Genomic DNA, 10,332 nt, shown 5'->3' with positions numbered 1-10,332 from the left:
GACAGCGGTGCCGGACTGGACGGCCCTGGATCCGACGCGACCGCCACAGCCAGGAAAGCGCCACAGGCCGGCCGCGCCTCCAGCCGTTCACGCCAGCGATAGATCTGCTGCGCCTGGATGCCGTGGCGCTTGGCCGTCGCGATCACGTTGCCGCTGGTCACAGACTCCGTCACGACAGCGCGCTTCTCTTGAGGACTCCAGCGGCGGCGCCGGACGTAGGTCGCATCGTCCATCCGAGCATCTCCAGCACCGATGCCAGCACCGATGCCGGATCAGATCACCGAAAAGCTGGACGCCGATAAACCTCCAAACAAGGCGGCCTTCGCCGGATGCGCACGCTTGAGCGCGCTCAAAGCGAGGATGATCTTGAAGGTGCGCTCATCGCAGCAGAGAAGTACGAGGATGGCGAAGCGTCGGCGCGCCAACTCGCGCAGCTACTCATCCACAGCTCGGATGTTGGGGGAGCTCGACCGAAGACGCGTGTGAGGATTTCAGAAAAAGAATGGATAGCCAAATTTTCCGCGTGGGACGACAGATTCAACAATCCCAGGGCTGAAGCGGTTTGCCTCGATTTCGCCGAGGCAGCAGGCCTGCGAGTCCCGGAGCGGGAGATTCGTGTCGTAAACGACAGGCCGGTTCTCTTGGTATCACGTTTTGACCGATCCTCGGCTGGAGCGTGTTTGTCTTACCTCAGCGCCGGCACTCTGCTGGGCGAGCCCGCTTATGGTTATGCGACAAGCAAGACCTATTTGGACATCGCGGTAGCCGCGCGCCGTATCGGTGTGCACGCGCCGGAACGCGAGATGTTTCGCAGGCTCCTAGTCAATGCCTATCTCCGGAACACCGACGATCATTTGCGCAACCACGCTTTCATCAACGATGGCACTGGCTGGAATCTTTCACCGGTGTTCGATGTTGTCCCGCATCCGTCGGGCACCAAGCATGTCTGCGCCCCGGCTCCCGGTATCAGCCAGGAATGCAACTCGTGCACTGCATTCGCGGCCTACACAAAATTTGGCCTCTCCGCTGCCGAAGCCAGCTCCATTCTCGATGAGGTTCATGAAGCCACCTCGCGCATCCCAGCTTTTTTCGACGCCCGAGGCGTGTCGCGACGGGATCGAGAAATACTCTTGGCATGCTTCGGCTCGTTACCCAGGACCGCCGCGTCACAATGAGAGTCCGCGCCATCAAATGGCGCCACGCCCGTGACAAGATGGAACAACGAAGCAAAAATTTGCACACTATGAGAGATACACTCGAAATGTAAATTGGATGCGCTGCGAAGGATCCGGATTCGACTTAAACTCTCATCAAAGTTTATGCCGCCAATCAACATAAGGGCTTCGAACACGCCGTGACTGCTCCACAAAGTCATAAGCTGGTTTTCGAATTGAGCCGATATAATCATGATATTTTTTCAGCAGCGAAGCATTGCATGCGAGCTGAGCAATGTAAAAGATGGACAAACTGGCGATCTAGGGCGCATATATCCGGAGGACAAATTATCGGCGCATGCAAATCAAAAATTAGCTTTGCGCGGTCCGTAATTTTAGCTGGGTCTCGAATGGTAGAGTATGCGCAGGGCGTCGAACACGCTGGTTGCGCCAGTGTCCGTGATCACTTCAAATCAAGCGGCTCGCGTGCCGGCTATGTCCCGCCCGTGGGCCTGATCCATGATCTCCCCGATCCGCTCGCCGACGGCGACGGCAATCTCGACCGAGGCCGCCCCTTCCGAAGCCTGCCGGCAGATCCGGGTCAGGACGTCGGTCACGCGCTGCTCCATGACGCCGAGGATCGCCGCGGCCGCCTGGGGCTGGGCACCTCGCAGGACCGCCGCGAGGTCGCAATAGGCGTCGTGAAGAAGCTGCAGCGTGAGCCGATCGACAGCCTGTTCATCCTCCGACGACAAGGCCCGCATCACGCCCCTCTCAACGTCCCGAACCTGACGCCACCGACAGCCTTGCCCCGATGCGTTAACAAGGCGTGAAGAACGCCGTTGGTCGGCAGGAATTGGCTAACCACCCCGCCAAACGGCGAGGACGGCAACCTGCCGCGACCGGGATGGAACTTGGCGGCCCGTCGGCGTGTCAACTCCGCAGGATCCATCAGCGCGAGAGCTTTTCAATGCGCCCCCTCATCGCCACGCTCACCGCCGCGAGCCTCGGTCTGGCCGCGGCCGCGACACCCGCCCTGGCCCAGGTGCAGCAGAACAATCCGAACGCCGCCAACCAATCCATGGAGACCAGCGGTCAGGTCCGCGCTCTGCGACAGGAGCAGACGACCCAGAGCAATACGCTCCGGATGGACATCCAGAGGAACCAAGCCGCGACGCCCGCTCCGAACACCGGGCCGAACGCCATCGGCCCGACCGGGGGCACCGGCGTCATCGGCCGCTGAGAGGGGCGAGCGGCGCCGGCCTACACGTCCGGCAGGGGCCGTCCCTTCACGACCACCCGCGGCCACCGCTCCAGGCCGATCGGCATCAGCACGGCGATCTGCGGCGGCACCGCGGTGCCGCCGAGCAGGCTCTCGAGGGAGATCCGGCAGGCCTCCTCGAGCTCGCCGCGCGTGCGTGCACCGGAGGTTTTGATGTCGGCGATCAGGAGCGCCGCGATCTCGTGGGCAAAGGCGTCGCCGTCCAACATGCCGGACTCCCGCTCCGTGTCAGCTCAACATAGTTGCCTGAGCATCGTCCCGGCATCAGCACAGAATTGCGTATCCACATACCGATTGCGGATACTTTGTCGCGTTCACGGGTCGGTCGCCGCGCACCGCCGCGCTTTAGAACCGTAGCCGGGAGGGGGCCGGGACCACTCGAAGGGCGGCGAAGGCCGGCGACGGTGGGATCGACCGCCGGCAGCACCACCAGGGTGAGCGGGGTCGCGGCGATCAGGACCCCGATCACCGCGGTGGCGAGCGGCCGCCGCACCTCCGCGCGGGCGCTGGTCGAGAACGCCATAGCCGGAAGTTCAGTGCCGTAAGGTGAGCCGTCATGATCACGGGTCGCAGCGGTATCGCGGCGGCGTGGGTGGCGGCCTCCCGGACGCCGGAGCCGGTCGCCTCCAGATCGCGGAGGTAGCTCGCGGGCACGACGCCGTTCAGGATCGCGATGCCGAAGGGCGTTATGAAACCGGTCGCCGTCGGAACCGGGAACGGCTCGCCGCGCCGAGTCAGCGCCGGCTTGACAGCGGTGAAGTGCAGCGAGGTCTTCCGCCGCGTCGACCGCGCGGAGGCCGCGCGCCGGACCGCCGGCCATGGCTTGAGTCTCCTGGCGGCGACCGCCGAAATCCCCGGCGCGCCCGTGACGCAGGATTTCCCGCCGGCCGGCGGCGAACTCTGAAGGCCGCGCGGCGCGATCAACGAGGTGTCTCGAATCGTGGACAGAGACGCCGGGATGTAAGACCGGCCCGACCGCCGCGAAAGCGGCGGTTAAGGCTCGACGTGCCAGAGCATGGCAACGAAGCGCCGTCCGCGGGGGGCCGATGAACGTCTGGCGACGCGTCGCCCCGTGGCTCGGCTCGGCCCGCACCTGGATTGTCCTCGGGATCCTGGCTCCGCTGGGCATGGTCGTGACGTCCGGTCTCATGCTGGCCGACCTGCGCCGCGACGCCTGGACCAGCGCGGAGCAGACCTCCTGGAACCTCCTGCAGGTCCTCGAGCGCGATATCGCGCGCAACATCGAGATGTACGATCTCTCGATCCACGCGGCCGTCGACAACCTGAAGGTGCCGGGCTTGGCCGAGGCCGACCCGCACCTGCGCCAGCTCATCCTGTTCGACCGCGCCGCGACCGCCCGCGACATGGGCGTGATGCTGATCCTGGACGAGCGGGGCGACGCCGTCGGCGACATCGCGGCCGTGCCGCCGCGCCCGGGCAACTACGCGGATCGCGAGTATTTCCAGGTCCACCGGGCGAGCACCGGGCTCGGCCTCCATGTCGGGCGCCCGATCGTGTCGCGGCTCAACGGGGAGCGGATGCTCCCGTTCAGCCGCCGCATCGACCGGCCCGACGGCAGCTTCGGCGGCGTGGTCCTGGGCACCGTGAAGCTGTCCTACTTCACGCACCTGTTCAGCGAGATCGATCTCGGACCGGGCGGGGCCATCAACCTGTACCTGACCGACGGCACCCGCCTGATGCGCTACCCCTACGTGGAGGCCGATCTCGGGGCGAATATCGGGAAGACCGCGATCTTCAAACGGTTCCTGCGCGAGGGACGCGGCAACTTCGTCAGCACCTCCGTGCGCGACGGCGTCGAGCGGAACTACACGTTCACGCGGATCGGAAATCTGCCGCTGATCCTGAACGTCGCCCTGTCCACCAAGGACGTGGAGGCGGAGTGGGCCGCGAAGGCGACGATCATCGGCGGCATCGTGCTGGCGCTGTGCGGCCTCACGATCGCGCTGTCGCTCCTGTTCGGGCGGGAGCTGCGCCGCCGCGAGGCGCTGCGGGCCGAGATGGCGGCGCTGTCGCGCACCGACGCCCTGACCGGCCTGCCGAACCGCCGCTGCTTCGAGGACGCCCTCCGGCGGAACCTGGACGCGGCCCGGCGCGACGGCCACCCCCTGTCGCTGCTCATCGTCGACGCGGACCATTTCAAGCGCTTCAACGATCGCTACGGGCACCCGGTGGGCGACCAGATCCTGCAGGGCTTGGCCCGCTGCCTCGCGGCGAGCGTGCACCGCCCCCAGGATCTCGTCAGCCGCATCGGCGGCGAGGAGTTCACCCTGCTCCTGCCCGAGACGGACGAGGCCGGCGCCCTGCGCGTCGCCGACACGGTCCACGCCGAGGTGGCCAAGCTGACCGTCCCGTCGGCGGGGATCGGGGCCGGCGCCGTGACGGTGAGCATCGGGCTCGCGGCCGTCCGGCCGGGCGCCGACCGGAGCGCGCCGCTGCCGGATCCCTACCGCTTGGCGGACGGCGCCCTGTACGAGGCCAAGAACGGCGGTCGCAACCAGACCCGCAGCGTCGCGCCGCCGACCCCGCGGGGCGCCCTGCAACTCGTGCGGACGTCCTGACCGGCACGCTGCCGCGCTTTCGCGGAGCGCTTTGACGGAATCGACACGAACGCCGTGGTCTCATGGGCGCGATGGCGGACGGCCCGGATCGGGCCCGACGGCGTCGCGCCGGACGGGGCGGCCGGGATCGATCATCCGTGCCCCGGGTCGGTGGAGCGCGCGCGGATCCGCAGGGATCCGGCCCGCAACCATAGGGTAACGAGGATGGACGACAGACGCGCCGCGCCCCGTAGACGGACCCTGCTTGAGGGCCATATCGAACTCGCCGGCGGCGGCGTGATCGACTGTACGATCCGCAACATGTCGGACGGGGGCGCCCGCCTGAAGGTCGTCAGCGTGATCGGCGTGCCCGACGCGTTCGTGCTGGCCTACGGGGTCGGCGGTCGGCGCCGGCCGGCGCGCGTCACGTGGCGCCAGGAGACCGAGCTCGGGGTCTCGTTCGGCGACGCCTGACGGGCGGCGGTCGAGGCTTCCACGCCCACCCGTGTTGAGGGGCGGATCGGATGGGCGTGGAAGGCCAGCGTCCGGCTGGTGACCCACCGATGCGACGACAGGGTTAACGCTTCGTTACGGCGCCGCGGGGTCCGTGCGCCGGGCCTGGAGCGTCTCGGCAATCACCACGCCGGTCCGCAGCACGTGGCGGTGGGCGACGGTCCCGGCCGCGGCGGCGTCCCGCGCGGCGAGCGCCTCGAACAGATCCCGGTGCTCGCGGGCCGATTCCTCCCAGCGGCTGCCGCTGGAGAGCGCGCGCAGGCGCGCCCACTGGGCTCGGGCCTGGAGCGCCGCGTGGGCCTCCGCCAGCGGACGGTTCCGGGCGGCCTCGACGATCGTCCGGTGGATCTCCTGGTTCAGGGCGAAATAGGCGTCGAGCACTTGGTCCCGGTGCATCCGGTCGAGTTGCGCCTGCTTGCCGCGCAGCGCGTCCATCAGGGTTTCGGAGATCCGCGGCGCCGCGAGTTCCGCGGTCAGCCGCTCGATCCCGGCGAGCGCCTCGAACAGTTCGAGGATCTCCTCCGGCGTCCAGTCCGGGACGCGGGCGCTGCGGTTCTGGTGCAGCTCGACCAGCCCCTCCGCGGCCAGGAGCTTGAGCGCTTCCCGCAACGGTGTCCGGCTGACCCCGAGGGCCACAGAGAGGTCCGTCTCCACGAGGGACGCGCCGGCCGGCAACACGCCGCGCACGATCATGTCCCTGAGCCGGCCCGCCGCCTGCTCGTGCAGCCCGGTCCGCGGCACCTGCGCGGCCGGGACGACCGGCGCCTTGCGGGGCCGGCCCCGGCGGCGTGCGACGACGTCCATCGATCCTCCCCTTCTCTCGCGCCAGCCTAGCGCGTCCGGCCGCCCGATCGATGACCCATTTTTCGGCCTCTTGCGCTGCCATATCATGCATTTGCGCAAATTGCATGCAGCATGCAGAAAATGCCTTGTCGCCCGTCCCGGCCTGTCGGATGCTTCACGGATCGGGGATGGATGCGATGGATCGAGCGAACGGCACGACGCGTCTGGGCATGCTGACGCCCTCGTCGAACAGCGTCCTTGAGCCGGCCACGGCGCATCTGCTGGCCGGCGTCGCGGGCGTGAGCGCCCACTTCGCCCGCTTCCGCGTGACGGAGATCGGCCTGTCGGCGGCGGCCCTGGACCAGTTCGACCCCGAGCCGATCCTGGCGGCGGCCGAACTGCTCGCCGATGCCCGCGTCGCCGCGATCCTGTGGAACGGGACCTCCGGCGCGTGGCTCGGCTTCGACGCGGACGAGCGCCTGAGCGCCGCGATCACCGACCGGACCGGGTGCCCGGCCTCCACCGCTGCGCTCGCCTTCCGCGACCTGTTCCGCGCCCGGGATTTCCGGCGGATCGGCCTCGTCACGCCCTATACCGGCGACGTGCAGCGCCGGATCCAAGAAAACTGGGGCGCGGCCGGATTCGACTGCGCCGCCGAGCGCCATCTCGGCCTGTCCGAGAATTTCGCCTTCGCCGAGACCGGTCCGGAGGCCGTCGCCGGCATGGTCCGCGCGGTGGCGGCCGAGGGCGTCGACGCGGTGGCGATCGTCTGCACGAACCTCGCGGGCGCCGCGCTCGCCCCGGCCCTGGAGGCCGAACTCGGCGTGCCGGTGATCGATTCGGTGGCCGTCACCCTGTGGAAGGGCCTGGAGCTGGCGGGCTGCCCGACGGCGCATCTCGCCGCGCACGGCCGCGCCTTCGCGGCGGGCAAGGAGGGCCGCCCGTGAGCGCCGGGACCACCCTGATCCTCGACGGGATCACCCAGCGCTACGGGTCGGCGCTCGCCGTCGACACCGTGACCCTCGACATCCGGGGCGGGGAGCTCGTCGCCCTGCTCGGGCCCTCGGGCTGCGGCAAGACCACCCTGCTGCGCGCGGTGGCGGGCTTCCTGAAGCCCACGGAGGGGCGCGTCATCATCGGCGGCCAAGCGGTCGACCACCTGCCGCCGAACCGGCGTACCGTCGGCATCGTGTTCCAGAACTACGCCCTGTTCCCGCACATGAGCGTCGCCGACAACGTCGCCTACGGCCTCGCGGCCCGGGGTGTCGGGCGGGCCGAGCAGAGGGCGCGGGTCGCCGAGATGCTGGCGCTGGTGCGTCTGGAGCACCTCGCCGGGCGCTTCCCGCGGGAGATGTCGGGCGGCCAGCAGCAGCGGGTGGCGCTGGCCCGGGCGCTCGCCGTGCGCCCCTCGATCCTGCTCCTCGACGAGCCGTTCGCGGCCCTCGACAAGAACCTGCGCCTCGACATGCAGATCGAGATCAAGCGCATCCAGCGCAGCGCCGGCACCACCACGCTGATCGTCACGCACGACCAGGAGGAGGCCCTGTCGATGGCCGACCGGGTCGCCGTGCTCAATGCCGGGCGCCTGGAGCAGTTCGCCCCCCCGACCGACGTCTACGACCGCCCCGAGACGCTGTTCGTCAACACCTTCGTGGGCACGGCCAACGTCCTGCACGGGCGGATCGCGACGGAGGCGGGCGGCGCCCGCGTGGTGGCCCTGGAGGCGGGCGGCCTGCTCCCCGCCGCAACGTCCCTGCCGGACGGGACCCGGGTCGCCGCCTGCCTGCGGCCCGAGCACGTCGCCTTCGCGGAGGAGGGACCGGGGGCCGGGGCAGGGGCTGCCGACGGCCTCGACGGCGCGATCGAGGTCGGTCTGCCACTCGGCGCCACCCTGGTCCACGAGATCCGCCTCGACGGCGGCGCCCGCCTCAAGACCGCCGAGCCGCGCGCGGCGGGCGCCCGGCCCCGGCCGCCCGGCACCCGCGTGCGCCTGCGCCCGACAGCACCCGAGCGGGTCGGCGTCTTTCCCGATCCCCGACACTGAGGCCGAGCCGCCCGACACCGAGCCAGGAGAACCGACCATGCCCCTGCACCGCCGCAGCCTCCTCGCCGGCGCCCTGACCCTCGGTGCCGCGCAGGCCTTCCCGGGCCTGTCCCACGCCCAGGCGCGCAAGCTCGTCTTCGCGACCTTCACGGGCAGCTGGGAGGAGGCGCACCGGGCCGTGCTCGTGCCGGCCTTCCGCAAGAGCTCGGGCGGCGATGTGATCCTCGATCCGATGCTCTCGGTCGACCAGATCGCCAAGGTCCAGGCGGCCCGCGCCAACCCACCGATCGACGTGATGCTGCACGATCCGGGCCCCGCCCTCACGGCGATCGCGCAGGACCTCGTCGAGACCTATCCGGTGGCGCAATCCGCGCATTACGGCGACCTGATCGCGGACGCGCAGGAGCCGATGGGTCCGGCGCCGTTCTTCCAGATCGTCGGGCTGACCTACAATCCCGAGAAGGTGAAGACCCCGCCGACCTCCTGGGCGGACCTGTGGAAGCCCGAATTCAAGGGCCGGGTCGGCATCACCAACCTGAACTCGACGCTGGGCACCGGCTTCCTCGTGGAGATCGCCCGGATGCACGGCGGCTCGGAGACCGATGTCGAGCCGGGCTTCAAGGCGCTGGAGGCGCTCAAGCCGAACCTCGCCGCCGTCGCCGCCAACCCGGGCGCCCTGGCGGCCCTCTACCAGCAGGAGCAGGTCGACATCGGGCCGGGCAATTTCAACGCGATCCAGATCCTGAAGGCCCGGGGCGTGCCGGTGGAGTTCGCCGCACCGAAGGAGGGCATCATCGCCTTCAAGACGACGATCCACATCGTCAAGAACACGCCGTCGAAGGAGCTGGCCTTCAAGCTGATCGAGGCCGCGCTGTCGCCGGAGGTGCAGGCCAAGCTGATGCAGAGCCCCTACCTGATCGTGCCGACCAACCGGAAGGTCGCCATCGAGGGCGAGGTCGCGAAGGTCCTGGCGAAGGACGCGGACGAGCTGAAGCGCAAGTCGGTGTTCCAGGACTGGGCCGCGATCAACCGCGGCCGGCCGGCCTGGATCGAGCGCTTCAACCGCGAGATCCGGGTGTGAGCACCGGCCCGGCCACGGCGGGCCCGGTCGCGGCGCCCCTCCGCCCGGGCCGCGCCTGGACGGCGGCCTACGACATCCGCCTCGCGCTGCCGCTCGGGGCGTTCTTCCTCGTCTTCTTCCTGGCGCCGCTGGCGCTGCTGGTGCTCGTGAGCTTCTACGCCGATCCGGCCATGACCCGGTTCGGCCTCGACCAGTACGCCCGGTTCCTGCTCGACCCGTTCTCCCTGCGGGTGCTCGGCGCGACCCTGTGGCTCGGCGTCGAGGTCACGGTGCTGACCCTCCTGCTCGGCCTGCCGCTGGCGCTGCTCCTGACCTGGGCGCCCGGCCGGCTGCGCGGCCTGCTGACCCTGATCGTGCTGCTGCCGCTGCTCACGAGCGTGGTGGTGCGGACCTTCGCGTGGATCGTGATCCTCGGGCGCCAGGGCATCGTCAACGCCGCGCTCCTCGGCCTCGGCCTCACCGACGCGCCCCTGAAGCTGCTCTACACCGAGGGCGGTCTCGTCCTGGCGCTGGCGCAGGTGCAACTGCCGCTGATGGTCCTGCCCCTGGTCACCGCCCTGTCGCGGATCGACCCGAACCTCGCCGACGCCTCGGCGGCGCTCGGGGCGGGGGCGTGGCGCACCTTCCTCCGGGTGACGCTGCCGCTCTGCCTGCCCGGCATCGTGGCGGGCTGCCTGCTGACCTTCGCGGCGGCGATCACCGCCTTCATCACCCAGTCGCTGATCGGCGGCGGGCAGATGCTGTTCATGCCCATGTACCTGTACCAGCAGGCCTCCTCGCTCAACAACTGGCCGTTCGCGGCGGCGATCGCGATCGTCTTCCTCGTGGCGGTCCTCGCCTGCGTCGCGCTCCTCAACGTCGCGGGCCGCCTGTCGGACGGCCGCGCGCGCGCTGCCTGAGATCACCGGGAGGTCACC

14 protein-coding genes are annotated in these 10,332 nt (G+C 69.4%); 9 read left to right on the top strand and 5 right to left on the bottom strand.

The genetic code is table 11. From position 1 onward, the window contains the following. A partial coding sequence (locus BM419_RS28320; RefSeq protein WP_139257148.1) for a transposase occupies positions 1-233 on the bottom strand: 233 nt, incomplete at its 3' end. Between the two features lie 96 nt (positions 234-329). Between BM419_RS28320 and BM419_RS28315 the strand changes: the two genes are divergently transcribed. Continuing rightward, a complete protein-coding gene (locus BM419_RS28315) occupies positions 330-1,175 on the top strand; it encodes a HipA domain-containing protein (RefSeq protein ID WP_091928410.1) in 846 nt (281 codons plus the stop codon). Between the two features lie 452 nt (positions 1,176-1,627). Here the strand turns inward: BM419_RS28315 and BM419_RS28310 are convergent, their stop codons facing one another. Next, a complete protein-coding gene (locus BM419_RS28310) occupies positions 1,628-1,918 on the bottom strand; it encodes a hypothetical protein (RefSeq protein WP_091928409.1) in 291 nt (96 codons plus the stop codon). 206 nt (positions 1,919-2,124) lie between these two features. On the opposite strand from BM419_RS28310, the gene BM419_RS28305 reads away from it, so the two are divergent. Beyond that, positions 2,125-2,397 carry a hypothetical protein gene (locus BM419_RS28305; protein ID WP_020094693.1) on the top strand — a complete coding sequence of 91 codons (273 nt, stop codon included), beginning with the start codon at positions 2,125-2,127 and terminating at the stop codon, positions 2,395-2,397. Between the two features lie 20 nt (positions 2,398-2,417). Here the strand turns inward: BM419_RS28305 and BM419_RS28300 are convergent, their stop codons facing one another. Both BM419_RS28300 and BM419_RS33060 read right to left on the bottom strand, forming a co-directional pair. After that, positions 2,418-2,645 (bottom strand): hypothetical protein, encoded by a 228-nt coding sequence (locus BM419_RS28300; protein WP_029360406.1) that lies wholly within the window; start codon positions 2,643-2,645, stop codon positions 2,418-2,420. Between the two features lie 256 nt (positions 2,646-2,901). Further along, a complete protein-coding gene (locus tag BM419_RS33060) occupies positions 2,902-3,126 on the bottom strand; it encodes a hypothetical protein (protein ID WP_244540900.1) in 225 nt (74 codons plus the stop codon). Here BM419_RS33060 and BM419_RS33055 point away from each other — a divergent pair. From BM419_RS33055 to BM419_RS28285, 3 genes are all read left to right on the top strand, one after another. After that, positions 3,125-3,340 (top strand): hypothetical protein, encoded by a 216-nt coding sequence (locus tag BM419_RS33055; RefSeq protein WP_091928408.1) that lies wholly within the window; start codon positions 3,125-3,127, stop codon positions 3,338-3,340. The two genes, BM419_RS33060 and BM419_RS33055, sit on opposite strands and share 2 nt — an antisense overlap. 142 nt (positions 3,341-3,482) lie before the next feature. Continuing rightward, positions 3,483-5,015 carry a sensor domain-containing diguanylate cyclase gene (locus BM419_RS28290; RefSeq protein ID WP_091928407.1) on the top strand — a complete coding sequence of 511 codons (1,533 nt, stop codon included), beginning with the start codon at positions 3,483-3,485 and terminating at the stop codon, positions 5,013-5,015. A gap of 204 nt (positions 5,016-5,219) precedes the next feature. Continuing rightward, positions 5,220-5,468 carry a PilZ domain-containing protein gene (locus tag BM419_RS28285; protein ID WP_042675639.1) on the top strand — a complete coding sequence of 83 codons (249 nt, stop codon included), beginning with the start codon at positions 5,220-5,222 and terminating at the stop codon, positions 5,466-5,468. A gap of 114 nt (positions 5,469-5,582) precedes the next feature. Here BM419_RS28285 and BM419_RS28280 read toward each other — a convergent pair whose 3' ends face one another. Continuing rightward, positions 5,583-6,311, bottom strand: a complete 729-nt coding sequence (locus tag BM419_RS28280) for a GntR family transcriptional regulator (RefSeq protein ID WP_091928406.1) — start codon at positions 6,309-6,311, stop codon at positions 5,583-5,585. A gap of 167 nt (positions 6,312-6,478) precedes the next feature. On the opposite strand from BM419_RS28280, the gene BM419_RS28275 reads away from it, so the two are divergent. The 4 genes from BM419_RS28275 to BM419_RS28260 are packed head-to-tail and all read left to right on the top strand — an operon-like array spanning position 6,479 to position 10,314. Continuing rightward, positions 6,479-7,237 (top strand): maleate cis-trans isomerase family protein, encoded by a 759-nt coding sequence (locus BM419_RS28275; RefSeq protein ID WP_244540899.1) that lies wholly within the window; start codon positions 6,479-6,481, stop codon positions 7,235-7,237. Further along, on the top strand, positions 7,234-8,334 hold the full coding sequence (locus BM419_RS28270; RefSeq protein ID WP_091928404.1) for an ABC transporter ATP-binding protein: 1,101 nt from the start codon (positions 7,234-7,236) through the stop codon (positions 8,332-8,334). The genes BM419_RS28275 and BM419_RS28270 overlap by 4 nt, the downstream gene beginning before the upstream one ends. Before the next feature lie 37 nt (positions 8,335-8,371). Beyond that, a complete protein-coding gene (locus tag BM419_RS28265; protein WP_091928403.1) occupies positions 8,372-9,415 on the top strand; it encodes an ABC transporter substrate-binding protein in 1,044 nt (347 codons plus the stop codon). Continuing rightward, positions 9,412-10,314 (top strand): ABC transporter permease, encoded by a 903-nt coding sequence (locus BM419_RS28260; protein WP_091928402.1) that lies wholly within the window; start codon positions 9,412-9,414, stop codon positions 10,312-10,314. The genes BM419_RS28265 and BM419_RS28260 overlap by 4 nt, the downstream gene beginning before the upstream one ends. The last annotated feature ends 18 nt before the right edge of the window (positions 10,315-10,332 follow it).

Source organism: Methylobacterium sp. yr668 (genome assembly GCF_900116245.1).
Classification (GTDB): domain Bacteria; phylum Pseudomonadota; class Alphaproteobacteria; order Rhizobiales; family Beijerinckiaceae; genus Methylobacterium.
The sequence above is the reverse complement of the archived record's forward strand: the minus strand, read 5'-3'. Positions and strand labels throughout refer to the sequence as shown.